Source organism: Pontibacter rufus, from assembly GCF_015694705.1.
GTDB classification, from domain to species: domain Bacteria; phylum Bacteroidota; class Bacteroidia; order Cytophagales; family Hymenobacteraceae; genus Pontibacter; species Pontibacter rufus.
In genome coordinates this window covers 60850-86377 of sequence record NZ_JADQDR010000005.1, presented here as the reverse complement: position 1 = coordinate 86377, position 25528 = coordinate 60850, and the positions used below count along the sequence as shown (strand labels likewise).

The 25528-nt window shown below is 49.4% G+C and carries 25 protein-coding genes and 1 riboswitch; of the genes, 16 read left to right on the top strand and 9 right to left on the bottom strand.

From position 1 onward, the window contains the following. Positions 1–75 precede the first annotated feature (75 nt). The gene (locus I2I11_RS10025; RefSeq protein WP_230680048.1) at positions 76–1860 is read right to left on the bottom strand and encodes a chloride channel protein; all 1785 of its coding nucleotides are present in this window, start codon (positions 1858–1860) and stop codon (positions 76–78) included. A gap of 186 nt (positions 1861–2046) precedes the next feature. Between I2I11_RS10025 and prpE the strand changes: the two genes are divergently transcribed. The 3 genes from prpE (at position 2047) to I2I11_RS10010 (ending at position 4737) form a co-directional block, all read left to right on the top strand. Next, positions 2047–2868 carry a bis(5'-nucleosyl)-tetraphosphatase PrpE gene (gene prpE / locus I2I11_RS10020; RefSeq protein ID WP_196267571.1) on the top strand — a complete coding sequence of 274 codons (822 nt, stop codon included), beginning with the start codon at positions 2047–2049 and terminating at the stop codon, positions 2866–2868. Between the two features lie 206 nt (positions 2869–3074). Further along, positions 3075–3995 (top strand): universal stress protein, encoded by a 921-nt coding sequence (locus I2I11_RS10015; RefSeq protein ID WP_196267570.1) that lies wholly within the window; start codon positions 3075–3077, stop codon positions 3993–3995. 91 nt (positions 3996–4086) lie between these two features. Beyond that, complete coding sequence (locus I2I11_RS10010; protein ID WP_196267569.1) at positions 4087–4737, top strand: DsbA family protein; 651 nt, start codon at positions 4087–4089, stop codon at positions 4735–4737. Between the two features lie 16 nt (positions 4738–4753). Here the strand turns inward: I2I11_RS10010 and I2I11_RS10005 are convergent, their stop codons facing one another. Beyond that, positions 4754–5497: a spheroidene monooxygenase gene (locus tag I2I11_RS10005; protein WP_196267568.1), complete on the bottom strand. Its 744-nt coding sequence runs from the start codon at positions 5495–5497 to the stop codon at positions 4754–4756. Positions 5498–5861: 364 nt separating this feature from the next. Continuing rightward, positions 5862–6362, bottom strand: a complete 501-nt coding sequence (locus I2I11_RS10000) for a pyridoxamine 5'-phosphate oxidase family protein (RefSeq protein WP_196267567.1) — start codon at positions 6360–6362, stop codon at positions 5862–5864. A gap of 243 nt (positions 6363–6605) precedes the next feature. Here I2I11_RS10000 and I2I11_RS09995 point away from each other — a divergent pair, with 243 nt between their 5' ends. Next, entirely contained in the window at positions 6606–7190 is a 585-nt protein-coding gene (locus tag I2I11_RS09995; RefSeq protein ID WP_196267566.1) for an acyl carrier protein phosphodiesterase, read from the top strand. Between the two features lie 41 nt (positions 7191–7231). Here the strand turns inward: I2I11_RS09995 and I2I11_RS09990 are convergent, their stop codons facing one another. Beyond that, positions 7232–7618, bottom strand: coding sequence for a hypothetical protein (locus I2I11_RS09990; RefSeq protein WP_196267565.1), 387 nt, complete (start codon positions 7616–7618; stop codon positions 7232–7234). A 145-nt stretch (positions 7619–7763) separates the two neighbouring features. Here I2I11_RS09990 and ispG point away from each other — a divergent pair, with 145 nt between their 5' ends. From ispG to I2I11_RS09965, 5 genes are all read left to right on the top strand, one after another. Beyond that, the gene (gene ispG, locus I2I11_RS09985; protein ID WP_196267564.1) at positions 7764–9737 is read left to right on the top strand and encodes a (E)-4-hydroxy-3-methylbut-2-enyl-diphosphate synthase; all 1974 of its coding nucleotides are present in this window, start codon (positions 7764–7766) and stop codon (positions 9735–9737) included. Positions 9738–9792: 55 nt separating this feature from the next. Further along, complete coding sequence (locus I2I11_RS09980) at positions 9793–10215, top strand: nucleotidyltransferase substrate binding protein (protein WP_196267563.1); 423 nt, start codon at positions 9793–9795, stop codon at positions 10213–10215. Positions 10216–10230: 15 nt separating this feature from the next. Next, positions 10231–10557, top strand: a complete 327-nt coding sequence (locus tag I2I11_RS09975; protein ID WP_196267562.1) for a nucleotidyltransferase domain-containing protein — start codon at positions 10231–10233, stop codon at positions 10555–10557. A gap of 100 nt (positions 10558–10657) precedes the next feature. Continuing rightward, complete coding sequence (locus I2I11_RS09970; RefSeq protein WP_196267561.1) at positions 10658–10822, top strand: DUF6728 family protein; 165 nt, start codon at positions 10658–10660, stop codon at positions 10820–10822. Between the two features lie 493 nt (positions 10823–11315). After that, positions 11316–11807, top strand: a complete 492-nt coding sequence (locus tag I2I11_RS09965; protein ID WP_196267560.1) for a MarR family winged helix-turn-helix transcriptional regulator — start codon at positions 11316–11318, stop codon at positions 11805–11807. A 108-nt stretch (positions 11808–11915) separates the two neighbouring features. Here I2I11_RS09965 and leuS read toward each other — a convergent pair whose 3' ends face one another. The 4 genes from leuS to I2I11_RS09945 form a co-directional block, all read right to left on the bottom strand. Beyond that, positions 11916–14684: a leucine--tRNA ligase gene (gene leuS, locus I2I11_RS09960; protein WP_196267559.1), complete on the bottom strand. Its 2769-nt coding sequence runs from the start codon at positions 14682–14684 to the stop codon at positions 11916–11918. 389 nt (positions 14685–15073) lie between these two features. Further along, positions 15074–15700 (bottom strand): carbonic anhydrase, encoded by a 627-nt coding sequence (locus I2I11_RS09955; protein WP_196267558.1) that lies wholly within the window; start codon positions 15698–15700, stop codon positions 15074–15076. A 95-nt stretch (positions 15701–15795) separates the two neighbouring features. After that, positions 15796–16872: an alanine racemase gene (locus I2I11_RS09950; RefSeq protein ID WP_196267557.1), complete on the bottom strand. Its 1077-nt coding sequence runs from the start codon at positions 16870–16872 to the stop codon at positions 15796–15798. Position 16873: 1 nt separating this feature from the next. Continuing rightward, positions 16874–17326: a GNAT family N-acetyltransferase gene (locus I2I11_RS09945; RefSeq protein WP_196267556.1), complete on the bottom strand. Its 453-nt coding sequence runs from the start codon at positions 17324–17326 to the stop codon at positions 16874–16876. Positions 17327–17660: 334 nt separating this feature from the next. Here I2I11_RS09945 and I2I11_RS09940 point away from each other — a divergent pair, with 334 nt between their 5' ends. From I2I11_RS09940 to I2I11_RS09925, 4 genes are all read left to right on the top strand, one after another. Continuing rightward, positions 17661–17798 (top strand): hypothetical protein, encoded by a 138-nt coding sequence (locus I2I11_RS09940; protein ID WP_196267555.1) that lies wholly within the window; start codon positions 17661–17663, stop codon positions 17796–17798. A gap of 93 nt (positions 17799–17891) precedes the next feature. Continuing rightward, positions 17892–18305 carry an EamA family transporter gene (locus I2I11_RS09935; protein ID WP_196267554.1) on the top strand — a complete coding sequence of 138 codons (414 nt, stop codon included), beginning with the start codon at positions 17892–17894 and terminating at the stop codon, positions 18303–18305. Positions 18306–18379: 74 nt separating this feature from the next. Beyond that, a riboswitch (Fluoride riboswitch) is annotated at positions 18380–18445 on the top strand. Between the two features lie 237 nt (positions 18446–18682). Further along, a complete protein-coding gene (locus I2I11_RS09930; RefSeq protein ID WP_196267553.1) occupies positions 18683–20083 on the top strand; it encodes a voltage-gated chloride channel family protein in 1401 nt (466 codons plus the stop codon). A 398-nt stretch (positions 20084–20481) separates the two neighbouring features. Beyond that, the gene (locus tag I2I11_RS09925; RefSeq protein WP_196267552.1) at positions 20482–21732 is read left to right on the top strand and encodes an aspartyl protease family protein; all 1251 of its coding nucleotides are present in this window, start codon (positions 20482–20484) and stop codon (positions 21730–21732) included. 2 nt (positions 21733–21734) lie between these two features. Here the strand turns inward: I2I11_RS09925 and I2I11_RS09920 are convergent, their stop codons facing one another. Beyond that, entirely contained in the window at positions 21735–22025 is a 291-nt protein-coding gene (locus I2I11_RS09920; protein ID WP_196267551.1) for a hypothetical protein, read from the bottom strand. 522 nt (positions 22026–22547) lie between these two features. Here I2I11_RS09920 and I2I11_RS09915 point away from each other — a divergent pair. The 3 genes from I2I11_RS09915 to argC all read left to right on the top strand — a co-directional run bounded on the left by I2I11_RS09915 (position 22548) and on the right by argC (position 25520). Continuing rightward, the gene (locus I2I11_RS09915) at positions 22548–23186 is read left to right on the top strand and encodes a GNAT family N-acetyltransferase (RefSeq protein ID WP_196267550.1); all 639 of its coding nucleotides are present in this window, start codon (positions 22548–22550) and stop codon (positions 23184–23186) included. A 131-nt stretch (positions 23187–23317) separates the two neighbouring features. Continuing rightward, positions 23318–24517, top strand: coding sequence for an argininosuccinate synthase (locus I2I11_RS09910; RefSeq protein WP_196267549.1), 1200 nt, complete (start codon positions 23318–23320; stop codon positions 24515–24517). A 1-nt stretch (position 24518) separates the two neighbouring features. Beyond that, on the top strand, positions 24519–25520 hold the full coding sequence (gene argC, locus I2I11_RS09905; protein WP_196267548.1) for an N-acetyl-gamma-glutamyl-phosphate reductase: 1002 nt from the start codon (positions 24519–24521) through the stop codon (positions 25518–25520). Positions 25521–25528 lie beyond the last annotated feature (8 nt).

Genomic DNA, 25528 nt, shown 5'->3' with positions numbered 1-25528 from the left:
ATTGGATTATTGTCGTAAAGCAGGAAGTGGTGCGTCATGCTGCAGCAGAGAGGCAGAAATATATTTCTGATCCAGCTATATATTCGTTGTCTTAATCAGCAGCTTTCTATACTTGGTGAAGATACTCGATTTGGAAACAAAGCCCAGGTATACTTCTCCTTCCAGTACAGGCAGGTTCCAGGCGCCGGTTTCATCAAATTTCTTCATTACAACGGCCATGCTGTCATCATGCTGCACCACGTCGGGCGGGCGCACCATCAGTTCTTTTGCTTTAACGGTGTCGTACCGTTCGGTTTTAAACATAATCTCGCGAATATCCTCCAGCAGTATAATGCCCTCCAACTTGCCCTTTGCGCTGACCACCGGGAAAATGTTTCTTTTGGAATGCGCTATCACCTCTACCAGTTCACGGAGCGAGGCATCGGGCGATACCAGCTGAAACTCTGACTCGATGAGGGGACGGATTTTCATGATCTGCAGCACGGTGTTGTCTTTGTTGCTGGTGAGCAGCTGCCCTTTCTGCGCCAGCTTTTTGGCTTCTAGCGAGTAAGGCTCAAAATATTTCACTACCGCATAAGATGTCGCCGACACCACCATCAGCGGAATCATCAAAGTATAGCCGCCCGTAATTTCAGCTATCAGGAAGATACCCATCAGCGGGGCATGCATCACGCCACTCAGGATACCGGCCATGCCCACCATGGTAAAACTGCTTACCGGCACATGGCTAACCTGGAGCAGGTTGGTGAGTTTGGCAAAGAAAAATCCGGCATAGGCGCCCACAAACATTGACGGCCCGAAATTGCCGCCTTTGCCGCCTGCTTCTATGGTTAAGGTGGATGCAACAACTTTTACCAGTGCCAGCGCTCCCGTAAAGCATAGTACCACCCACTCGTTCGTACCGAAAAACGATAGCCAGCTGCCTTTCAGCAGCAACTCCGCCTTGTCCTGCTGAAGCAGTTTTACCGTTTCGTAGCCCTGACCAAAAAGTGGCGGGAACAGCATGATGAGCAAACCCAGGCACAAACCGCCAACCAGGGCGCGCTTGTATACTTTGTTGGCAAGCGGCTCAAAAGCTTCCTCAATCCGATGCACGGTGCGGGTATAATAAACGGATATAAGGCCGGTGAGTGCGCCCAGCAACATATAAAACGGAATATTGGCAGCTTTGAAGGGTACAATCATACCTACAAAAAACAGCAGGTCTTCTTCTAAAATAAGCTTGGAGCATAAGGTGCCGACTACTGCCGAAACTATCAATGGGATAAAGGCAGAGATGCTGATGTCGGTGAGCAGTACTTCAATGGCAAACAGCACGCCGGCTACAGGTGCATTAAAAACGGCCGCTATGCCCGCTGCCGCACCACAGGCCAGTAACAGGGTACGTTCGCGGTAATTGAGGTGGTAGGAGCGGCCATAGTTAGAGCCGATAGCAGAGCCTGTTACCACAATTGGCGACTCCAGGCCCGCAGAGCCGCCAAACCCGATGGTAATCCCGCTTGTGATAACATACGAGTACATTTTGCTGCGGCGTATAATACTGGATTTCTGAGAGATGCTGAAAAGAATACCGGCGGTGCCTCCTTCCACTTTGCCCCTGAAAAACGTCTGAACCACCAGCACCGTGAGCAGGATACCGATAATAGGTAAAGCAACGAGCCAGCCGGGCCTGTCGAGCAGGTGCCCGCTGTAGGCCAGCAATAGGTAAATGTAATGGACAATTGTTTTAAGTATAACAGCTGCCATGCCTGCCGTAAACCCGACCAAAACACTGGACAGAAGTATAAATTCACGGCTGGAAGTATGACGGCGCAGCCAGAGAAGCGGAATTTTATATCTTTTATAGTAGGACATGCTCATGTACAACCTCGGACGGGTTTGGTCGCAGCCTGTAAAATTAGTGATACAGTGCCCCCTATTCAACCTTTATCTGGTATACTTTTGGATAACAGCTATAAAAAACCAAGCTAAGCCTAACCAGGCGTTGCATTTACCTGTTATAGCAAAAGACGCTTTTTATAACGCGCAGGTTCTAAGAGTATACCCATGATAAGTGAAACCGAAAAACAGTGGCATTATCACGACGTGAAGCAGGAGCAAGGCCCCTTTCACCTGATCGGGGATGTACACGGCTGCCTGGACGAGTTGCTTGCTTTGCTGCGCAAGTTAGGTTATGAGGTGTATTTCGAGCACGCACAACAGCGCTATGCAGTAATTCCCCCGGAAGGGTATAAAGCCATTTTTCTGGGTGATTTGACAGATCGCGGCCCGAACTCCCCGGAAGTGCTGCGCCTGGTGATGGACATGGTGGCGCAGGGACTCGCTTATTGTGTTACCGGCAACCACGATGATAAATTATACCGCTTGCTGCTGGGCCACCAGGTGCAGGTGCGCCACGGACTGGAACTGACAGTAGCCCAATTATCTGCTTACGATACAGCTTTCCGTGAACGGGTGAAAGCCTTTTTTGGCAGCCTGCCCCACCACCTGATACTGGACGAAGGACGCCTGGTAGTAGCCCATGCAGGCCTGGAGGAGCGCCTGCACGGGCGCAACTCAAAAGGCGTGCGGGCGCTGTGCCTGTATGGGCCTGTGAATGGTGACAAAGACGAAAAGGGCCTGCCGGTGCGTCTCGACTGGGCAGCAGACTATTGCGGCAAGGCCATTGTGGTATACGGGCATACGCCTGTGCTGTCACCCCGCTGGCGCAACAATACCATTAACCTGGATACCGGCTGCGTTTTTGGCGGCCGTCTCACAGCACTTTCTTATCCTTATCAGGAACTAACTTCTGTGGATGCCCTGGCCACGTATGCTGAACCTGCCAGGCCGTTTATACAACATCCGCACCCCAGTCATACCTCATAGCAGTGCATTTACCGCGTTGTGCATGCTTCTCTGTAATACACGATTAGTTATTCGCTGAAGCATTTTTTCAGCTTCAGCAAAAATCATGTAGGATAGAATACAGGAAACGGGCGAAATTGCAAAGGTAAAGGGACAATTACCGTATTATGCTTAGAGCTGTTTTTTGCTTCTGACATAAACAAATTGCCTGAACCGAAACCTATACGATGAATACACTGAACCGACTGATGGTAGGCCTCGACCTGACCGAAATGGATGACACCCTGATACCGTATGCCGCTTTTATCTGCCGGCAGTTGGGCGTCTCGAAAGTATACTTTATACATGTAGAAAAAAGCCTGGAACTGCCCGAAGAACTGCTGCAGGGGCTGGAGCCGGTGGCGCCTGCAGACGAAATAATGAAGCGGCGGATAAACGAAAAAGTGCAGCATGCTTTCCAGGGAAGTACAGGTACCGAAGTTGAGATTCTGGTAAAAGAGGGCAAGCCCCTGAAGGAACTTTTACACTGGTCGCAGATAAAGCAGATAGATCTGATGCTCGTTGGCCGCAAACTGCGCCTGCACGGCAGCGGGGTACTTGCCCATAAACTGCTCCGAAGCGGCCGTATATCCATACTCTTCGTACCTGAAATGTTTGCCCCCGGCCTGCGCCGCATTGTCATCAGCACAGATTTTTCTGACTATAGCAACCTGGCGCTGGAAAGGCTGCTGGAATCGGTGGTGAAGCCTTCCGGCGCAGAACTGGTATGCCTGCATGTATATGAGGTGCCCACCGGCTACCGCACGCTGGGCATGAGTTATGAGGCATTCGATGAGCGGATGCGCGGCTTTGCAGAAGAGAAGTATGAAAAGCTGGTACTGCAGTTTCCGGAGTTGCGGGAGATAGCCACGCTCAGGCTGGTGCGGCAGGAGCATGATGCTGGTATTGGTGAACTGATTGTGCTGGAGGCCAAGCGGGTAGGAGCGGATATGCTGGTAATAGGCGCCAAAGGCATGACGGCAGCCGCATTTTTTGTACTCGGCAGCGTAACCGAAAAGGTGCTGCGCCACGACATGGACATTCCATTGACTGTGTTCAGGCAGAAGGATGAAGAAATCGGTTTCCTGGATGCCCTGCTCGCGCCATAATTTCAACAGAGGAGCGGGGCTGCATTGCCGTCAATGTTTAGAACAGGCGAGTGCAGCATAAATCATAAATTTGCCGGAGATAAATAAGATAATGGAACAATACAATTTGCTGGATGTGCCGCACCTGATTTATGTAATGGACCCTATGTGTTCATGGTGCTATGGTTTTGCACCGCAATTACAAAAATTAAAACAGGCGCAAGAGGATAAGCTAAAATTCAAGCTGGTGATGGGCGGTCTGCGCCCCGGCACTACCAAACCGATGGATACAGGCATGCGCGACAGCATCCGGCATCACTGGCAGGAAGTTGAAAAGGCGACAGAGCAGCCCTTCAATTATACCCTGCTGGAGCGCAACGACTTTGTGTATGATACGGAACCTGCCTGCCGTGCAGTAATAACCATGCGCTACCTGAAACCAGAAGCCGAACTGGAGATGGCCGAGGCAATCCAAAACGCTTTTTACGCCCAGGGCAGCGATGTAACGCAACCCGCTATTCTGGCTGCCATTGCTACGCAGTTTGATGTAACAGAGGAAGAATTTCTGGAAATGTTTAACTCCGAACTGATGCTGGAAAAAACGCAGCAGGATTTCCTGATTGCCCGCCACTTGCAGGCGAACGCTTTCCCGAGCTTATACTTACTTAATGGCCACCAGGTGAGCCTGCTGAGCCGCGGCTACCGCCTCTTTGAGGCCCTGAACAGCCGCCTGCAGGAGGCGCTGCGGAATTATACATCCTGAAGCAAGGTCTCCCTGCTTATACTTCACGCATGGGTTCCGGCAAGTATAAGGCCAGCGGATCGGCACCAGCCCAGGTTCCGGCGCTGCCGACAAGTTTAAAGCGGGCAAAAAGTTCTTCACTGTACCAGTTTTCGGAGCGGGTGCGCCGCATTACTTCCTGATGCATTGTGTTGCGGTAGGCGTACTGCTTCATGGCCTCCTCCGATTCCCATATGCTAAACGTCGCCTGCCTGAAGAAAGGAAGCTCGCCCAAACCGATAGAGCAAATCAGCCCTGAGGCTGCATCAAGCGCTTTGCTGGCGCGTGGCACAAAGCGCCAGAAGCCCGGAAGCGAGCGCCAGTTTATACTTGCCCGCGTCAGCACGGCAACCGGGCCGCTGCTGTACTTTTCCGCCAGCACTGGTGCGAACGGCTCCTGCCCGTCCCATTGCCCATGTGCCTGGTAAGGCAGCAGCTTCACTGTCCAGATTTCGTCGGTATGGCGGCGGTACGTTTGCATCAGCTCAGACGAACTCAGAAATACATCCGCAGCATTTTCATTGTCCCAGGTGCAGAGCAGGCCATAGCGCCGGAAATTTGGTTTGATGCTGAAACCTTTGCCCTGTCCGCTTCCGAGTAATTTAAAGAAAAGGAGACCCGGCACCTGGCGCAGGTGCGGCACCGAAGTACCCATCTGTGCCAGGCCCCAGCGGATATGTCCGCTCCGGATTCCGAAAAGGGTAAGCGTAGTAAGCCGGGCAGGTACTAAAGTATGTGGCAAAGTATAAGAATTTTTCTGATGATGAAGATAGGCAGCAAATCACACAAAAACACCTGCCGGGGCAAATTGTTCAGCAGGTATTTTATACTTCAGCAATAATTGTAATCCTGCCGATAGGCAGCGACAGAACATATCTGAAAATGAAGTATAAATAACCCATTCCTGTCCCTCCTTGAAAAAAGGAGTGGCATTTGATTTGTATTCTTTGCCGGAGCGTTCCCGACAAGTTGTGCCGTCATCTGCATTATGATGCCGAAGCAGTGTTATAACCGAAACGCGCTCTGATGAAAACAGCGCCTGCCCTACATTCTTGCAGAGCAGGCGCCGTTTTGTTTGCCCTCATACCTGGCTGAATTTCAAACAATTATAAATTAATTTTCTTGTTTTCGCCCGCGTCCGGCCGCTCACCTGTCAGGGCGGCCTTGGCCATACCATACAATTGCACCATGGTGCTGCTCGGTGCATCCCAGTACTCTGCTTTGTTGATGGTAACTTTAATCAGGCCGATATTCGGATCATCTTTGCCCTTGGGAAACCACGCTTTCATAGCCGGAGTCCAGAGTTCTTCAATTTTAGCTTTGTCTTTAGACAGGGTTGCCCTGCCGGATACCGACACGTACAGGTTGTCGTCAGGGCTGGCATAGCTGAGGTTTACATGGGCATCATTCTCCAGTTCGTGTGTCTTATCTGAGGCATAGCCTGTAAAAAACCATATCAGGCCATCTGCTTTCGTCTGCTGCGTTTGCATGGGCCTGCTGCGGATGCTGCCATCCGCGTCGATGGTGCTCATCATAGCAATGTCAATATCTTTAATAAAGCCTATTAGCTTCTCCAGGTTTTCCTGCGTACTTTGGTCGTTATTCATAGTTTTATTTCTTGTGTATAGTTTTGATTACGGCGGCGGCAAACGCAGGGTTCATACTGCGGCAAGAGCAGCCGGAGCCTCATTTTTATGTCAAAACATATCGCGGAACTTGTTTGTTTACACTTCTAATCTTCCTTTAACAAGTGAGATAAATTAAAACGACATACTTCCATTTAGCAAAGCCCGGCACACCGGTGCTTCATTTTCAAATTTATACATCGTCAATTTTCAAATCTACTTATCTTGAATTTCCTGGCTCATGCGTTTTTATCCGGCGAAGCCGAAGACCTGCTGTTCGGCAATTTTATAGCCGATGCAGTGAAAGGAAAGCAGTTAGAACTTTACTCCGCAGGCATCGCCAAAGGCATCCGGCTGCACCGCCTCATCGACACTTATACCGACACGCATGCGGTTGTGGCGCAAACCAATGCAAGGCTGCGGCCAAAGTATAAAAAGTATGCGCCCGTTGTTTCTGATATCTTTTTCGACCATTTCCTGGCCAGCCGGTTCGAGCAGTATGCGCCGGAATCCCTGGAAGCCTATACACGACGTATTTATGGCCTTATCAACCGCCGCTTCGATTTGCTGCCGCCGCGGGTGCAGGCCTTTTTCCCGCACATGGTGCAGTACAACTGGCTGCTTTCTTATGCGGCCATCGAAGGCATAGAAAAGGCTTTGGTCGGGTTGAGCCGGCGTACAACATTTGTCTCGGGTATGGAGACAGGAGCGGAAGAGCTCCGTGAAAACTATGACTTGTATGCTGCCGACTTTGCTGCTTTTTTCCCGGAACTGCAGCTTTATGTGGAGCAGGCAAAGCTGACACTCTGACTGGCGCTGAAGCTGTAAGTCTTACAATTTACTTCTTATACTTACTGGTGGGGTTCTGCCGGCTGCCGCTTTACCCGTGTGATTACCTGCTGCGCTATTTTGGCAAGTATGAGCGGCAGCAGAATGGCCGCCAGTCCGATGGCTATTACCCGGCGCAGGCCCAACCGCAGAATCAGGCTGGCAACAACCTGGCCACGCAACTCCGTCAGCAAAAATCTGCCGGCTTTAGTCATGGGTTTACCTTTCAGCACCTGCTCAATGGCAGCCCAGTCGCCGCGCGCTGCCTGCCGTTTTATAAAATCTGTTACAGCATCTCTGGTAACAAGTATAGCCTCGCGCAACTGGTCCTGCCGTAGCCGGCTCCAGCCTTGCAGCGCCTGTAGTTTAAGGTGCGGTTCTTGTGGAAGAAAAGTACGTATCTGCATCATGGAAAATCGGTTAAGTATATGGGATTTAAATTGCGGCAGCCAGCACCAGCGTTTTAAAATAATGATGCTAACTTTACGCTGCCTGCTTTTTGAACAAAGCCGCTTATACTTTAGTTAATTAAACAATAGCTTCTGCTGACGTTTTATGAATAAAATTTATTGCCCCAGCCTTACCGAATATATACGCAGGAAAACGCGCGTGGTAAATATTGGCGGTGTGCCCGTAGGCGGCGATTATCCGATCCGGGTGCAGTCCATGACCACCGTGGACACCATGGATACCATGGGTTCGGTGGCGCAATGTATCCGCATGATTGAAGCTGGCTGTGAGTATATCCGGATTACGGCACCAAGTATAAAAGAGGCTGAAAACCTGAAAAATATAAAAGAAGAGCTGGCGCGCCGCGGCTATAAAGTTCCCCTCATTGCCGATATCCATTTTACGCCGAATGCAGCCGAAGTAGCCGCACGCATTGTAGAGAAAGTACGCGTTAACCCGGGCAATTACGCCGATAAAAAGAAGTTTCAGGTTATTGAATATGATGATGCTTCGTACCAGGCGGAGTTGGATCGTATACGGGAGCGCTTTGTGCCGCTGGTGCGCATCTGTAAGGAGTATGGCACTGCTATGCGTATCGGTACCAATCACGGCTCTTTGTCAGACCGCATCCTGAGCCGCTACGGCGACACGCCGCTGGGTATGGTAGAAAGTGCGCTGGAGTTCCTGCGTATTTGCGAGGAAGAGCAGTATTATGATATTGTGATTTCGATGAAAGCCTCTAACACACAGGTGATGGTGCAGGCATACCGGTTGCTGGTGCAGCAACTCGACGAAGAAGGCCTGCAGCCTTATCCGCTGCACCTGGGTGTAACAGAGGCGGGCGAGGCTGAAGACGGACGCATCAAATCGGCTGTAGGCATCGGCACCTTGCTCGAAGATGGGCTGGGCGATACTGTGCGCGTATCGCTGACCGAAGCGCCGGAAGCAGAGGCGCCTGTAGCGCAGGCACTGATCGACCGCTATACACACCGGGCTGAAAAGGCAATGCCAATCGAACCTGTCTGCCATATTCCCATCAATCCCTTTCAGTACCATCGCCGCGAAACGACAGAGACAGAGAACCTGGGCGGACAGAATGTGCCACGTGTAATAGCCGATTTAAGCCGCCTGACAGTCGTGAAGTATGCCGATTTGAAATGTGTGGGCCACCTGTACTCCATGCTGCTTGATAAATTCAGTATGAATGATCTGGGCGCCGATTACATCTATACCGGCGCCAACCCGATAAGTTTTATGCTGCCCAACGGCCTGAAAGAAATCGTGGACTACAAAGCGTGGCAAGGCGCCGCAGACCGCAATAACCGTCTTCCGCTTTTGAATGCAGCGCAATATATGGCCACCACAGAACTGCATCCGACGCTGAATTTTGTAGTGCTTGGTATACATGATATGGATGCTGCTTTGATGGAGCGCCTGAAGCAGGACACCACAGCGGTATTGCTGCTGCAGACCCAAAACGAGCATGCGATGCCGGAACTGCGCAAATGCTTTTTCCGGCTGATGAACAATGGCGTGCAGAATCCCTGCGTTATTACGCGCGCATACGGCCAGCTTACACCCGATGAAATGCAATTGTATGCAGCCACCGATGTAGGCGGCTTGCTGATAGACGGCCTCGGAGACGGGATTATGTTAAGCACCGGACTGCTGCCGGATCAGGAAAAAGCAGAATGGCTGCAAACCATCGGTAAATTCAATGACCTGAGTTTCGGCATCTTGCAGGCAGCCCGCACCCGCATGAGCAAAACGGAGTACATCAGCTGCCCCAGCTGTGGCCGCACCTTGTTTGATCTGCAGGAGACTACCGCCATGATCCGCAAGCGGACCGACCACCTGAAAGGCGTGAAGATTGGTATCATGGGTTGCATCGTAAACGGTCCGGGCGAAATGGCAGATGCTGATTATGGCTATGTGGGAGTAGGCAAAGACAAAATAGCCCTTTACCGCGGCCAGAATGTAGTAAAGAAAGCCGTGCCTGCCGATCGTGCTGTAGACGAACTTATCAACCTGATACGTGAGGATGCTAGGTGGATTGAACCGCTGCAGCCTGCAGAGTAGCTTGAGGAAGTATGGCCTGCTTTATTTTCTGAAGGTTATTGTATAACTTGAGCTTATGACGCATGACATCCGCTGGCAGCAGCGATTTAAGAACTTCAGTAAAGCTTTTGCCCAGCTCGAAAAAGCTGTTAAGCTGGGATCATATTCAGATTTGGAAAGAGAAGGGCTTATCCAACGTTTTGAATATACCTATGAACTTGCCTGGAAGACCTTGCAGGATTTTTTAGAATACATTGGGTATGTAGATGTTAAAGGGCCGCGCCCGGTAATTGAACAGGCTTTTAAAAATGGCATCATTGAAGATGGGAATGGCTGGATGGCTATGAAAAAAAGCCGCGAGCTTACTTCCCATACCTATGATGAAGATACAGCCAGAGACATTGCAGCAGCTATACTTAGCCGTTATTATCCGCTATTAAAATCGCTTACTATTAAATTAGAAGCAAAAACCGGTAATGGGCCAGGGGCGATCTCCTGATATTTTGATATTCGCATGTTATTCGGACTTGAACAAGAGCAGGTTAAAGGTATACAGCAAGTGCTTGCTTCTTTTCCGGAAGTAGAAGAAGCCATTATATTCGGCTCCCGTGCCAAAGGCAATTTTAAAACAGGTTCTGATATCGATCTTGCTTTAAAAGGCACTCCGTTGGAGCTTGATGAACTTTTAAGTTTATACAATAAGCTGGAGCTGCTGGAATTACCTTATACTTTTGATCTTGTAAACTATGCATCCATTAAAGTGCCGGATTTAACCATGCATATTAATCGGGTTGGTAAAGTTTTTTACAGCAAGATCAGTGACAAACAAAGTACTGTATAAGTAAATCTTTTCCGGATTCCGGATGTTTAAAGTATAAGCAGCGCCTAAACTTCCTTTCTTAAAGTATAAGCGCTCCTGTTAGATAAAAACGATATAGAACATGAAGGGACTATTTGATTTCTCAGAGGTTGCTACTTACTTTTTCCGTAAGAACGACCCGAACCGCAAAACAAATTTCAACCTGCGCACCATGCATAAAATCAACAAAATATCTATGTTGATGTTTCTGGCAGGTGTTGTTTACTTTATTATCACACATCTTTAAATTCAGGCAGGTAAGGTGTTCCAGACCTGCTTATTTTTCCTGTTTGCTACCCGCCTGAGAAAGGCCAGGCAATGTATGGCGGATTACTGAAGCCAGGCTTGTTCAGCATAACCGATGCTGCTGCTTTTTTGCTGCCATGCTGCAAAAGCAGCGGCATTTTTATCTTTGTTCTATACTATAGGCCTGTACTAAAAGGGTTTGAAGTATAAACTGATGCTGTCATTTTGGATAAACCTAGTTGGCAGGTATAAAGCTTGCTGACAAGATTCCCCGCAACAAGTGCGGGATTTACATTTGCAGGATCACAAGTAAGGGAAGTTAGTTCTGCCCGGATAATTCTGCCTCGCTTTTAAGCAACATTTCAGCCTTCTTAAGACATTCGTGCGCCTGATAAACAATGGCATCAGCTTTTGCAGCAAAAATGAAAAGTATTGCGACATTGGGTTATCAAAAAAAAATGACTATTATTGACTAAACTCACCTCGGACATAGTATGGAGCTAGAGCATGAAATAGGACTGTCTTCTTTCCGCAACGATTGGCAGAAAGCCAGTATCAGCATCCTGTATACCTATGGTTTTATAAGCAATGGGCATGAGCAATTCTTTAAGAAGCATGGCCTTACCTCGCAGCAATACAATGTACTGCGTATTTTGCATGACCAGTATCCTACGCCGGTTTCCACATCGTTTTTACGCGAAAAAATGCTCGATAAAATGTCGGATGCTTCGCGGCTGGTGAACAGATTAAATGCAAAGGGACTGGTGAAGGTAGCGCAGAATGCATCAGATAAACGGCTGGTTAACATTACCATCTCCCAGGAAGGAAAGAAATTGTTTGACAGCATTGATGGCGATTTGCCAAACCTTGATGCCCTGATGCAGGGATTAACGCAGTCGGAAGCACAGCAACTAACGACTTTGCTTGAAAAAGTCCGGGATTCAATAAAGAGCGCTGATGAGAGAATAGCGCCGGCAGGTGAGTGATTTTTAAGTAATCCCATAGATAAAAGAATTAAAAGCGCTGAGGCCCGGAACATGATATTCCGGGCCTCAGCGCTTTTAATTTGAGTAAGAATAATTACACTATCACGATTACACCACCACGTTGATGATTTTATTAGGCACGATAATAATTTTCTTCGGTGGTTTCCCTTCGAAGAATTTCGTTACCTGTTCATCCTGTACCACGGCTTTCTCCATGGCATCGCGCGGCGCATCCAGGGCAAAAGTTATTTTTGCACGCATCTTGCCGTTCACCGAAACTGGATATTCAAATGTATCTTCGGTCAGGTATTCTTCTTTCCATTCCGGGAAGGTAGCATTGCTTATACTTTCCTGATGCCCGAGTTGCTGCCATATTTCTTCCGTAATATGCGGCGCATATGGTGCAAGTATAATCGTGAGCGGCTCCAGAACCGCGCGCTTGTTTGTCTTGAGCTGTGTGAGTTCGTTCACGCAAATCATGAAGGTTGACACGGAAGTATTAAAAGAGAAACGCTCGATATCTTCCTCTACTTTTTTGATGGTTTTGTGCAGCGATTTGAGTTCTGCGGCTGTGGGCGCTTCGTCTGAAACAGCAAAGTTGCCGTTTTCGTCGTGGAAAAGCCGCCAGAATTTTTTCAGGAACTTGTTCACGCCGTCCATGCCGTTGGTATTCCATGGTTTAAACTGCTCCAGTGGCCCCAAAAACATCTCATACATGCGCAGCGTGTCGGCGCCCATGCGCTCCACCAGATCATCCGGGTTCACCACATTATACTTCGATTTCGACATTTTCTCGATCTCGACGCCGCAGATATACTTGCCGTCTTCAAGTATAAACTCCGCATCCGCATTCTCCGGTCGCCAGCTTTTAAAAGCTTCAATATCCAGTATATCATTCTCAACGATATTCACATCTACATGCAACGCTGTGGTTTCATACTTGTCTTTCAGGCCAGATGACACATATGTATTACTATCTTTAACCCGATACACAAAGTTCGATCGGCCCTGAATCATCCCCTGGTTGATGAGCTTTTTGAATGGCTCCTGCTCTGGCACCAGGCCTAAATCATACATAAACTTATTCCAGAAGCGCGAGTAAAGCAGGTGGCCGGTTGCGTGTTCGGAGCCGCCAATGTATAAATCCACGTTGCGCCAGTAGTTTACGATGTCCTGATCTGCAAAAGCCTCGTCGTTCTTTGGGTCCATGTAGCGGTACCAGTACCAGCTGGAGCCGGCCCAGCCCGGCATCGTGCTCAGTTCATACTCATACTGCCCTTTATACTTCCAGTCCACGGCGCGGCCCAGCGGCGGCTCGCCGGTTTCAGTGGGCAGGTAAGCATCAATCTTCGGCAGTTCCAGTGGCAATTCACTTTCCTCTATCAGATGCGGAATGCCATCCTTAAAGTATACCGGCACCGGCTCACCCCAGTAGCGCTGGCGGCTGAACACGGCATCGCGCATGCGGTAGTTTACTTTGCCTTTACCAACACCCAGTTCTTCGGCTTTGGCGATACCTGCTTTGATGGCTTCTTTTACTTCCAAGCCGTTCAGGAAGCCGGAATTGATGATTTTACCTTCTTTGGCAGCATGCGCTTCTTCGGCTACGTTGCCGCCTTCCACTACCTGCGGAATCGGCAAATTAAAATGTCTGGCGAAAGCGTAGTCGCGGGTATCGTGGGCCGGAACAGCCATAACGGCGCCGGTGCCATAGCCTGCCAGCACATAATCCGCAATCCAGACAGGCGCGCGCTCACCGGAAATAGGGTTAATGGCATAAGCGCCCGTAAACACGCCGCTTACCGTTTTTACGTCCGTCATGCGCTCTCGCTCTGAACGGTTTTTGGCTACGCCCACATATTCCTCCACAGCCGCACGCTGATCTGCTGTTGTAATCTGTTCTACGAGTTCATGCTCCGGCGCCAGCACCACGAAGGAAGCACCAAAGATGGTATCAATGCGGGTGGTGAAAACCTCGATCTTTTTATCAGAATCAGCTACGGCAAATACGAGCTCAGCACCAATGGATTTGCCAATCCAGTTGCGCTGCATTTCCTTAATTGGCTCCAGCCAGTCAATGTCTTCTAATCCTTGCAACAGCCGCTCGGCATAGGCCGTGATGCGCATCATCCACTGCCGCATCCGCTTGCGCTCTACCGGATAGCCGCCGCGCTCCGACAAACCATCTTTTACCTCATCGTTTGCCAGCACCGTTCCCAGTGCCGGGCACCAGTTCACGACAGCCTCGGCCACGTAAGTCAGCCTGTATCGGAGCAGCATTTCGGTCTGCTCTTTTTCGTTCATCTGTTTCCATTCCTGCGCCGAAAAAGCAGGCGTATCTTCGTCGCAGGCGGCATTTACGTTGGTGTTGCCATTCTGTTCAAATTCCTTTACCAGCGCCTCAACAGGTTCAGCCTTATCCGTGTTGTAGTTGTAGTAACTGTTGAACAGCTGCATGAAAATCCACTGCGTCCATTTATAATAGCCGGGATCGGAAGTACGCACTTCGCGTTCCCAGTCGAAGGAAAAGCCCAGATTTTTCAGTTGTTCGATGTAACGCTGGATGTTCTGTTCGGTGGTGATGGCCGGGTGTTGGCCGGTCTGGATGGCATACTGTTCTGCCGGTAATCCAAAGGCATCGAAGCCCATGGGGTGCAGCACATTAAAACCCTTGGAGCGCTTGTAACGGCTCACTATATCAGAGGCAATGTAGCCGAGCGGATGCCCTACGTGCAGCCCGGCCCCGGACGGGTACGGGAACATATCGAGGGCGTAGTATTTGGGTTTGGTGTCGTTTGCTTTGGCTTTAAACGTCTGGTGTTGTTCCCAGTACTGCTGCCATTTTTTCTCTATCTGATTAAAATCGTATATTGACATTTGTTTATACTTCTAGGCGCTTCTTCTTGGTCAAGCTGCTAAGATAATTGTTAATTGTCGGATTGTTGAAAGGCAGCCAGCTTAAATTGCTGATGATGTTATTGGCTGAACCTTTAGTTTGATCTGTTTGAGAGATTTTTCAAACTTTATACTGATATGGCTTTATGTATGATTCCTGTTTCTGGAGTCTTGCATGGCGCAAGTGTCCGCTTGTGCCAAAGGTGCTGCTTTCTGAAAATAGCCCTGAAATGGAAGCCCAAAAGGCACAAGCGGACGCTTGCGCCAGAGAAGAAAAGAAAGCTCTAAACAGCTACGAAGTTAAGGCTGTCTGGCTGCATCCATTAAAAGCCTGGATAAATCACCCGAACCATCAGAATCAATGGTCCAGACTACGGCATCAGCCCGAGTTCGCGCCATTCCTGCAGCGGCAGGGGCAAGTCCTTGATACGGCCGCTGGTGAGTTCCAGCACCCAGCCATGCACCGACGGAAAAACGCCCGACTGGTAGGCCCTGTTCATGGCCGATGTTTTACAGATGTTCTCCACCTGCGCAATCACGTTATACTCCGACAGCCGGTTCAGGCGTTCCTGTTCTGTAGGCAGGGCATCCAGTTCGTGGCGGTTTTTTAAGTATAACTCGCGGATGGGGTTTACCCAGTTGCCCACAGCGCCACGGGCATTGCCCTTGTAAGCTGCCTCTACGCCGCCGCAGCCGTGATGGCCGCAAATGACGATGTGCTGTACCTGCAGGACTTCTACGGCGTACTCCAGCACAGCCAGCAGGTTCATATCGGTTAGCGATACCTGGTTGGCTACGTTGCGGTGAATAAACAGCTCCCCGGGCCCGGTTTTGGTAAAGCTGTTGAGCGGCATACGGCTGTCGGAGCAGCCGATGAACAGAAAAGGCGGTTTCTGGCCCCGGGCGAGTTTCTCGAAATAAGCTTTATCTTCCGCCAGCTTTTCCTGGATCCAGATAAGGTTGTTTTCAATGAGATCTTGGTAGTCGTGGTAGTGCATGTCCGGGGTTGCTGGGCGTATCCCCAAATATATAAAAAATCAGTCAAAAACAGCTTTCCTGATGGCAGCAGTAGCACTGACCGATGGAGGAGCTTTTACACCGTGACTACTTCTTTTCTGATGTAACGGGAATTCATGATGCTGAGTGCGCCCATATAGCGGAGGTTGAAATGCAGCACATCGCCTACTTTATACTTGCTGGTGTTTTCACCTAGCTCCACCACCAGCATATCGGAACTGGCGCCTATTACGATCAGGCTTTCATCCTGCGGCAGTAAAAATTTTGGATTGATGTCGAGCAGGCCTATGTCCAGGATGGCGCGGTGCGATGTTTTGCCGTAAAGGCTTTCATCTATTTCAAAGCTTTCGCCGCTCGGGTTTACGGCCAGCACACCGCTGGGCATCATCGGCTTTTCCGTCAGTTCGATAATCTCTGTTTCCAGTTCAAAAACATCATCGTACATGCCTTCGAGGGTTTCGCCGGTAAACAGGTTCAGTCCAAAAAACAAAGCTTCGCCGATACGGAAATGGTTAACGCCTTTGGGCAACTGGTGTGTGAACAGGAGCGGAAGCGTAACGGAGGTGCCACCCGATACCCACGGAATTTTTTTCTGAAATTTGGCTTCTATGATCTGGGTATAAAGGCTTAGCTGGATGAGCTTATCCTGTGAAGGCATCACACCGTGCAGGCAATTGAAGTTGGCGCCAAGGCCGATTACCGAGATATTTGGCAGTTCAAACACCTGCTCATAAAAGCTAACCAGATCATCGCCCATTACGCCTTCGCGCAAATCGCCCATCTCTATCATAATAATGATCTTGTGCTGCTTTTTCTGCCGGACTGCCTCCTCCGACATCAGCCGGATAATATCAAGCTCTGTCTGGAAGCTCACATCGGCACAGCTTACAATATCCGGAATGCTTTGCTTGGGAGCGGGCTTGATGTAAACCGTTTGCACCCCGGGTGCCATACTTTTAATGGCCTTCAGGTTAGTTACCCTTGAATCATGAATCTCTTTAACGCCCAGCGCCAGCACTTCTTTCAGAAACAACTCGTTGCCACACAGAAGCTTTGTAACAACTCCCCATTCTATGCCATGCGCTGCTAAAGCATTGTCGAGGTAGTTGTAGTTGTGTTGTAACTTATCTTTACACAGTTTCAGAACTGCCATTTTATCTTATTAATCGGTATTCTAAATATTTGTTCGTGAAGCCCATCTTCTCGTATAGATGCCGTGCCGGGTTTTGCGGCTCCACATGCAGGGCTATACTGCCGGTGGTATTGTCGGCGGCCAGTTGCACCAGCCTTTTGCCTACGCCCTTGCCGCGCTGGCTGTTGTGAACGGCTACATAAACAAGTATATTTTCAGGTATAAATCCGCTCATACCAGTGTTGTTCAGTATCAATGCGCCTACTATAGCACCGTTTTCACGGGCTACCAGCACCGAACCACCTTTACCTTCTGCTTCAGACAGGGCGTAGTCCATGCACTTGGCTATATCCGTACGCTGGTCACCATACTCATCCAGGTGCTCGAACAGGAAATCTATCACCTCGTCGCGGTTAAGTCCCTGTTGGTTGGTTGGAGTGTAGATGTCGTAATGGACGCTGTTGTTTTCTGCCATGTCTTGTTCTTTATTTTGATATGGTATCTTTAACGTAGTATACGGAAGAAAGGAAGCCGCCTAGTCCGGCAAACAGGCTGGTATTAACAGGACAGTTGCTGCAACTTGCGAAGCTATTGCAGCAGTGCGAACCAGACAGCAATGACACCCTTCTGCTGAAAGTATAATCCGGCGATGAAACAACCTGGAAGTGACTTGATAATATTAGGAAAGTATAAATCTTCCAAATCGCTTAATACAGGGCCATACCCGAAGGTAGCTGAAATTTTCTTTACCTGAAGTCTTCTGCAGCCATATGCGGCCCTGAAGCCGTATTTATGACATAAAGCGGGGGATGATCCTGCTATACCTGGCAGTCTGCAACCGGTACATCTTTATGGGTTTCAGGCAGCGCCTGGTATGGTTTATCAGCAGAATGCTATTTGGCCTGCCGGATGGCCCTAACTGGCTGCACGCGAAGAAACAGGTATAGCCGCTCCCGTTTCTGCTTAAGCTGATGCTGGTCTTAAACAACAGCACATCCGGAAAATTTTATTGTATCTTACAGGCGTTTAAATGAGATATTATGTGGTGGATATATGCTTTGCTTTCAGCTTTTTTTGCGGCCCTAACCGCCATCTTCGCCAAGATTGGTGTGTCGAATGTGAACTCTGATCTGGCGACTGCTATCCGCACGGTAGTGATTCTGGTGGTGGCCTGGGGGATAGCGCTGGCGAGGGGAGAAGTAAAGGGCATTCATACCATATCAAAGTATAGCCTGTGGTTTCTGATTCTATCGGGTTTGGCAACGGGTCTCTCGTGGATATTTTACTACAAAGCACTAAAGCTTGGAAAAGTATCGCAGGTGGCGCCGGTCGATAAACTGAGCGTGGCGCTGACGATTTTGCTGTCTGTCGTTATCCTGAAAGAAACCCTCACGATCAAAACGTTTGCCGGCGCGCTGCTGATTATTGCAGGCACCCTGGTGCTGATTTTCTGAAATCGGGTGCAGAAAAAGCACCCAGCAAATTTTTTTATTTTTTATAGGTTAACCAATCTGCAAAACAACTATATTCGCCTTCCGGAAATGGTGTCTTCCATTTTACAAACCGCTGCAAAGCTAATGACACCTACAATTTAACATGCGCAGGAGAGGGCCTTCTGTGGTATAACTGAATTGTAGGTGGACGCAACAATCTCTTCTTTTTCTTTATTTTCCACTGCTGATAAGCAGGGCCTTTGCCAGCGCACCTTTGCTTTCTGTTCAGAAGAAAAGGACTATAATCACTTCTTATGCTTTCTTTTATACCGCAGCAAACAGCAATTGCTGTGCTGCATGTCTAAATCAGATGTTTCTTTATACTTCTATTTTGTAAGATGCCAACGAAAAGAATCCCTTTAGAGCATTATTCCATCATAAAGCACCTGTTTCGCTGGATGCTGCTGGTTATACCTGTTGCCGTGGTAATCGGTAGTATGGTGGCGCTGTTTCTGTGGCTGTTGCACAGTGCCATACATTACCGCTTCCGGCATCCCTGGCTGCTCTACCTGCTGCCAGTCGCCGGCTTGCTGATTCATTTCATCTATCAATCGATTGGCAAGTCCTCCGAAAAAGGCAACAACCTCATTATGGATGAGATTCATGCGCCAGGCGGCGGCATACCCAAACAAATGGCTCCAATTATTCTTATCACCACCGTTATCACGCATCTTTTTGGCGGCTCGGCAGGCCGGGAGGGCACAGCTGTGCAGATAGGCGGGAGCATTGCCAATATGTTTGGCAGCTGGTTCAAACTCCGGGGCGTGGACATGCGCATGATGCTGACAGCCGGCGTAGCTGCCGGCTTTGGGGCCGTGTTCGGCACGCCGCTCACCGGTGCCATTTTTGCCATGGAAGTGCTCACCATAGGGCGCATCCAGTATGATGCGCTGTTGCCGGCGCTCATAGCCAGCATTATCGGCGATGTAGCTGTGTCTGCCTGGGGCGTCCAGCATACAGCCTATCATATCGATATGCTGCCGCAACTGCCTTACTTTCTGTCAGAATACCTGCCGATGGATTTGCTGCTGCTCGTGAAAGTAATTGTGGCCGCTGCCGCTTTTGGCCTGGCCAGCTACCTGTTTGCGGGTATGGTGCACGAAATCAAAACATTCCTGCTAAAGCTATTTAAGTATAAATGGATGATCCCGGTGCTGGGCGGATTGGTGATTGTCGGATTAACATTTATACTCGGCAGGCCGGATTACCTGAGCCTGGGTGTAGATCCGGAATACCCGGGAGCTGTCACGGTATCATCGGCTTTTGAGGCTGGGGGAGCGGATACATGGAGCTGGCTCTGGAAAACAATTTATACAAGTATAACCCTTGCCACCGGCTTTAAAGGAGGCGAGGTAACGCCTTTGTTTTACATCGGCGCCACGTTGGGCAACACGCTCTCGTTGCTGTTGGATGCGCCAGTGAGCCTTTTTGCGGCGCTGGGCTTTATTGCCGTGTTCGCCGGGGCTACCAACACACCGCTGGCCTGCACTGTAATGGGCGTGGAGCTTTTTGGGGGTGAGCATGTGCTGTTGTTTGCAGTTGCCTGCTTCACAGCCTATTTTTTCAGCGGCCATTCCGGCATTTACAGCTCCCAGCGTATTGCCGTTCCCAAGATTTTTGATGCTTATTTTTCCGGTGAAGCCTCATTATCCGAAGCCAGCAGAAGGCGTGGCTATATGCATCAGAAACTAGCTAAGTATAAGCTCCCTTTTAAATACCGAAGACAAAAGGATGAATAATACACTTGAGATTATAAAGTATGCATGGGGCAAGCTTTGTAATCTCATGGGCGGTGCGGCCTCACAAAACTGCTGATGGGAAGTATAAACGGAGACGTGATCCGGCACGCTCCTGTTCCTGCACTGGTCATGCCGTTGCAGAAGAGCAGGGGGGAAGCGGCAGGGCCAAAAACAGGAAGCCGCTCGCGATTTTTTTAATCATGATAGCATCCGTAACACAACTCAAATCAGCCAATAAAGGCCCTGTTTCTGTTTATTCCGGGCGCCAGCAAGTTTATCCGGTGAGTATACGCGGGGCTTAATCCTTATCAGCTGAATTTCAGGGCCTACAGATTTTTTTTGTGAAGATTTCTACGTATATTAGGTAGCGTTATGCCGGTATTATACTCCCCTGATTTATGCTGCTACCTGGTTTTCTATCGTTGCTTTGCTTTTGGCTCCTTTTGTTGCCGTCCGCCAGCGCGCAGCAGCCCGCAGCCCGGCACGACACCGTTTATTTTACTTCCGGCCGGAGAAGCATACGCCTGCCTTTCAAGCTGGTGCACAACCTTATTGTTATTCCGGTTAAAATCAATAATTCCAATTCCCTCAACTTTATACTGGATACAGGCGTGCGCAGCACACTCATCACGCGCCTCTATTATTCTGATTCGCTGGAATTAAATCAGACAAACCGCACCCAAATCCGTGGCTTAGGCTCCGGCTATACCATAGAAGCTATTATTTCCAAGGGAAACAGCCTCAGATTACCTCATATTAAAGGCGAAAACCAGGAAATCTATGTGCTGATGGAAGATGTCTTTAATCTGTCTACCCGCATGGGCATGCCCATACATGGTATTATCGGGTATGACATCTTCAAGAATTTTATTGTGAAAGTAAATTACAGCAGCAAAACGCTTACACTATACCGCCCGGATGTGCGGCTCAAAAAGAAACGCAAGGCCGAAGAATACCCTTTGCACATCGAAAACGACAAAGCTTACATTTATGCCAATGTCAGGCAGCATAACGGCGATACACTGCAGGTAAAGCTGGTGGTAGATACAGGCGCCAGCCATACCTTGTCGCTTTACCTGCCCACAGACGAGCGGCTGGAACTGCCGCCCAAAACGATGGAGGCTTTCCTGGGCCGCGGGCTGAGCGGCGACATCAACGGTAAAATCGGCCGCCTTGCCGGTTTTAGCATGGGCCGTTACGAGTTGCAAAACCTGCCTGCCTCTTATCCGGATGAGGAGTCAATTAGAGCCGCGCTGAATATCGCCAACCGCAACGGCAACCTGGGCTCCGACATCCTGAAGCGTTTTACCGTGGTGTTCGATTATCCGCACAAGCGCCTGCTGCTGCTGCCCAACAACAAGTATAAAGAGCCGTTTCACTTCAACATGTCGGGCTTTGAGGTAAGCACGCCCTTGCCAGGTGTTAATTTTTATGAGGTAACGAATGTGGTGCCCAACTCGCCGGCTACAGCGGCGGGCGTGCAGAATGGCGATGAACTGATCTCCATCAACGGTAAAAGTTGTTTCGACCTGAACCTGAACGATGTATTGGATACACTGGAGAGCAAGCCCGGCCGCAAGTTGCGCCTGAGATTGCGCCGCAATGGCGAAGAAATTGACGTAAACCTGGTGCTGGAAAGCCGGATTTAATTCTACTTCGCGGCGCCTGTTCCAACAAAATCTATATAAGCCTGCAGAAACAGAAGCAGCACGGCCAGGACAATCAGAAATATAGCTGCATAAATACGCGCCCTGGGGATGGGTTTGGTGTATACGTTTCCGTGTTCGTCCACACCATTAAACCGCAGATCTGAAAGTATAAGCCCATTGCCAAAGCTCAGCCATGTTGCCGAAATAAGTGCCTGCTGCGACAGAAACAGGGAAACAAGCCCGATAGCGGAGAAAAGTATGCCAATATATACGCGGACAGATATGTTTTTCATGTGTTTTGATACGTTGGCGGCTGCGGAGCGCCTTAACCTGATGCCGCAAGTTAAGCTTTTGCTGCAAAACCGGAAAGCAAAGTATAAAGGCTAAAAAACATTAAAATTGTAAATTTATAAAACACAAATATAAATTTTAACAGGAATTACAACAATAGCTTGTATGTTTCGGAATTTAAATGAAACATTTGTGTTATAAACAGGTACAAAAACCTGTATTATTAATTACTGCAATGCAAAAAAAACCATTTTTATCATCCGCTGTGATAAAACATCCTTCTGCAAAGGGTGCGCGTTTTTCTATCCTTTTAGGCAGGATAGTTTATAGGCAGGCCCTGCCTTCTCCGCAACTCAGGCCCTAGGCCGGTTCGACACGGCTGCCTTTCGTAGCCATTCTTTTACACATTCTTCCTGATTCACGGAACACGAAATACAGCTTTTATGGCTGTGTTTGTTTCCTGCTGTTTCATTTTTCTATTATTATTTTTTAAGCGGTGCCGCGCAGGCATATTATTATTTTTTATGAGCAACCAACCTGCATTTAACGTCATGGTTGCCAGTGGGCAACATGTTATCTATGCCTTGCAAATCTGCAACGAGATGGAAGCCTCTGCCAAAGCCAGAGGCACCGGCATCGCCAGACGATCTCCGGATTATGTGGCGCAGAAAATGCTGGAGGGCAAGGCCGTTATCGCTTTGCACGCTGATGGAAGCTGGGCCGGCTTCTGTTATATCGAAACCTGGGGGCACGGCAAGTATGTAGCCAATTCAGGCTTGATTGTATCGCCAGAACTGCGCAAAAGCGGGCTGGCCCGGCTCATCAAGCAGCAGGCTTTTAAGCTCTCTCGCACCAAGTACCCGGATGCGAAGATCTTCGGCCTGACGACTGCATTGGCCGTCATGAAAATCAACTCCGATCTGGGTTACCGGCCGGTTACGTATTCCGAGCTGACAGATGATGAGTCTTTCTGGGCGGGTTGCAAAAGCTGCGTGAACTACGACATACTGATGGCCAAAGGGCGCAGCAACTGCCTTTGTACGGCCATGCTTTACGATCCGGCACAGGAGAAAAAACAGGAAAACCACATCATTACCTCACTCGATTACCTTACGCCGCCGAATACAAGCGAATCCGGATATGAAAACAAAGTAAGGAAGTAGCTTCCGGAGTCTAGCAGCATAACAGTAACTTCAGGTTTAAACGGGTGCGGCATGGCACCTGCCATACTTTAACTGATATCCTGATTTTTTAGCGCTTTTGTACTTGATTTAGCATAATATAGCATTAACAGATGAAGAACAACAAAGTAGTTTTAGCTTTTAGCGGCGGCCTTGATACCTCTTATTGTGTAAAGTACCTCCAGCAGGAAATGGGGCTCGAGGTTTACGCTGCCCTGGTAAACACCGGCGGCTTTACAGAGGAGGAATTGCAGGAGACAGAAAGCCGCGCCTACAGCCTGGGTGTGAAGGAATACCAGATGCTGGACGAAACAGACTATTACTACCAACGCAGTATCAAATACCTGATTTTTGGCAATGTGCTGAAGAACAGTACCTATCCACTGTCGGTAAGTGCCGAACGGGTAACGCAGGCTTTGGCCATTGCCAGGTATGCCAAAGCTGTTGGAGCGGCTTATGTAGCGCATGGCAGCACAGGCGCCGGCAACGACCAGGTGCGCTTCGACATGATTTTCCAGAGTATGATTCCGGATGTTCAGATTCTGACACCCATCCGTGATAACAAGCTGTCGCGCGAGCAGGAAATAGCTTACTTACAGCAGCACGGCGTATCGGTGGATTATCAGAAAGCACAATATTCGATTAACAAAGGTATCTGGGGCACATCGGTGGGCGGCAAAGAAACGCTTACGTCGCACCTGCCGCTGCCGGAAGAGGCTTACCCGACTGCTGTTACCAAACAGGAACCGGAACGCGTAACACTTATCTTTGAGAAGGGCGAGCTAAAGGGAATAGATGATGTGCCATACGAAAACCCGGTGCAGGCCATCCAGGCCTTGCAGGCGCAGGCGGCCCCCTTCGGCATCGGCCGCGATATCCATGTTGGCGATACCATCATCGGCATCAAAGGCCGCGTAGGGTTTGAGGCAGCCGCCCCAATGGTAATTATTAAAGCGCATCATACTTTAGAAAAACATGTGCTCACCAAATGGCAACTGTACTGGAAAGATCAGCTGGCTACTTTTTATGGTAACTGGTTGCACGAAGGCCAGCTGATGGACCCGGTGATGCGCAACATTGAGGCGTTTCTGGAGGATACCCAGCAAAACGTAACCGGCAAAGTACACGTGCTGCTTGCGCCATACAGGTTGCAGATAGAAGGAATAGAGTCGGATCATGACCTGATGTCTTCTAAGTTTGGCAGCTACGGCGAGATGAACAATGCCTGGAGCGGCGATGATGTAAAAGGCTTTGCCAGAATTTTCGGAAACCAGACGATGATGTATCACAAAATAAACGGAACGGAGTTTTAAGATGGCAGCAAGTATAAAAGCAGGTGTTATAGGCGCGGCGGGCTATGCCGGTGGCGAATTGCTGCGCCTGCTGTTGCAGCACCCGCAGGCAGAACTTGCATTTGCGCAAAGCGGCAGTCAGGCCGGCAAGCCCCTGGCAAGCGTGCATACCGATTTGCTCGGCGAAACAGAACTGGCTTTTGTAGCTGATAGCAATGATGAAGTGGATGTGCTGTTTCTTTGCGCCGGGCATGGCAAAGCTGCTGAATACCTGAAAAACAACAGCATACCTGCCGCAACCAGCATTATAGATTTAAGTCAGGATTTCCGCTGGAACGGAGCAAAAACCGGCACAATCGTAAGCGCGGGAGGACGTGAGTTTGTGTATGGCCTGCCGGAGCTTCAGCGGGAAGTCATCCAAAATGCCTCGAATATAGCCAACCCCGGGTGCTTTGCCACTGCTATCCAATTGGCCTTGTTACCGCTGGCGCAGCAGCATTTACTTCCGGTAGCGGTGCACGTAAGCGGCATAACGGGCAGCACCGGGGCAGGCCAGGGACTAAGCCCTACATCGCACTTTAGCTGGCGTACCGAAAATGTTTCAACCTATAAAGTGATGGAGCACCAGCACCTGCGCGAGGTTGGCAAAACGCTGCAGCAGCTGCAACCCGAAACACAGCCGGACATCCATTTTATACCTTACCGCGGACCTTTTGCGCGAGGCATTTTCATAACTGCTTACCTGGAAACAGACCTGACATTGGAGCAGGCGCAGGACATTTACCGGCAATATTACAGCAGCCATCCTTTTGTAGTGATGAGCGCACAAACACCGGATTTGAAGCAGGTAGTGAATACCAGTAAATGCGTGCTGCACCTGCAGAAACACGGGCAGCAACTGGTTATCACAAGTATAATCGACAACTTACTGAAAGGAGCTGCCGGACAGGCCGTACAGAACATGAACCTGCTCTTTGGCTTCGACGAAACTGCTGGTCTGAAACTGAAGGCAGGCGGGTTCTGAACCGGGAT

Excerpts from the sequence above, each read along its gene's own strand:
- I2I11_RS09965 (WP_196267560.1), top strand. The coding sequence starts at position 11,316 with ATGGAGCTAGAGCATGAAATAGGACTGTCTTCTTTCCGCAACGATTGG.
- I2I11_RS09950 (WP_196267557.1), bottom strand. The coding sequence starts at position 16,872 with ATGGCAGTTCTGAAACTGTGTAAAGATAAGTTACAACACAACTACAAC.
- I2I11_RS10025 (WP_230680048.1), bottom strand. The coding sequence starts at position 1,860 with ATGAGCATGTCCTACTATAAAAGATATAAAATTCCGCTTCTCTGGCTG.
- I2I11_RS09915 (WP_196267550.1), top strand. The coding sequence starts at position 22,548 with ATGAGCAACCAACCTGCATTTAACGTCATGGTTGCCAGTGGGCAACAT.
- leuS (WP_196267559.1), bottom strand. The coding sequence starts at position 14,684 with ATGTCAATATACGATTTTAATCAGATAGAGAAAAAATGGCAGCAGTAC.
- I2I11_RS09970 (WP_196267561.1), top strand. The coding sequence starts at position 10,658 with ATGAAGGGACTATTTGATTTCTCAGAGGTTGCTACTTACTTTTTCCGT.
- I2I11_RS10010 (WP_196267569.1), top strand. The coding sequence starts at position 4,087 with ATGGAACAATACAATTTGCTGGATGTGCCGCACCTGATTTATGTAATG.
- I2I11_RS10015 (WP_196267570.1), top strand. The coding sequence starts at position 3,075 with ATGAATACACTGAACCGACTGATGGTAGGCCTCGACCTGACCGAAATG.
- I2I11_RS09910 (WP_196267549.1), top strand. The coding sequence starts at position 23,318 with ATGAAGAACAACAAAGTAGTTTTAGCTTTTAGCGGCGGCCTTGATACC.
- I2I11_RS10000 (WP_196267567.1), bottom strand. The coding sequence starts at position 6,362 with ATGAATAACGACCAAAGTACGCAGGAAAACCTGGAGAAGCTAATAGGC.
- I2I11_RS09935 (WP_196267554.1), top strand. The coding sequence starts at position 17,892 with ATGTGGTGGATATATGCTTTGCTTTCAGCTTTTTTTGCGGCCCTAACC.
- ispG (WP_196267564.1), top strand. The coding sequence starts at position 7,764 with ATGAATAAAATTTATTGCCCCAGCCTTACCGAATATATACGCAGGAAA.
- I2I11_RS09990 (WP_196267565.1), bottom strand. The coding sequence starts at position 7,618 with ATGATGCAGATACGTACTTTTCTTCCACAAGAACCGCACCTTAAACTA.
- argC (WP_196267548.1), top strand. The coding sequence starts at position 24,519 with ATGGCAGCAAGTATAAAAGCAGGTGTTATAGGCGCGGCGGGCTATGCC.
- I2I11_RS09940 (WP_196267555.1), top strand. The coding sequence starts at position 17,661 with ATGATCCTGCTATACCTGGCAGTCTGCAACCGGTACATCTTTATGGGT.
- I2I11_RS09945 (WP_196267556.1), bottom strand. The coding sequence starts at position 17,326 with ATGGCAGAAAACAACAGCGTCCATTACGACATCTACACTCCAACCAAC.
- I2I11_RS09925 (WP_196267552.1), top strand. The coding sequence starts at position 20,482 with ATGCTGCTACCTGGTTTTCTATCGTTGCTTTGCTTTTGGCTCCTTTTG.
- I2I11_RS09955 (WP_196267558.1), bottom strand. The coding sequence starts at position 15,700 with ATGCACTACCACGACTACCAAGATCTCATTGAAAACAACCTTATCTGG.
- I2I11_RS09920 (WP_196267551.1), bottom strand. The coding sequence starts at position 22,025 with ATGAAAAACATATCTGTCCGCGTATATATTGGCATACTTTTCTCCGCT.
- I2I11_RS09975 (WP_196267562.1), top strand. The coding sequence starts at position 10,231 with ATGTTATTCGGACTTGAACAAGAGCAGGTTAAAGGTATACAGCAAGTG.
- I2I11_RS09930 (WP_196267553.1), top strand. The coding sequence starts at position 18,683 with ATGCCAACGAAAAGAATCCCTTTAGAGCATTATTCCATCATAAAGCAC.
- I2I11_RS09980 (WP_196267563.1), top strand. The coding sequence starts at position 9,793 with ATGACGCATGACATCCGCTGGCAGCAGCGATTTAAGAACTTCAGTAAA.
- prpE (WP_196267571.1), top strand. The coding sequence starts at position 2,047 with ATGATAAGTGAAACCGAAAAACAGTGGCATTATCACGACGTGAAGCAG.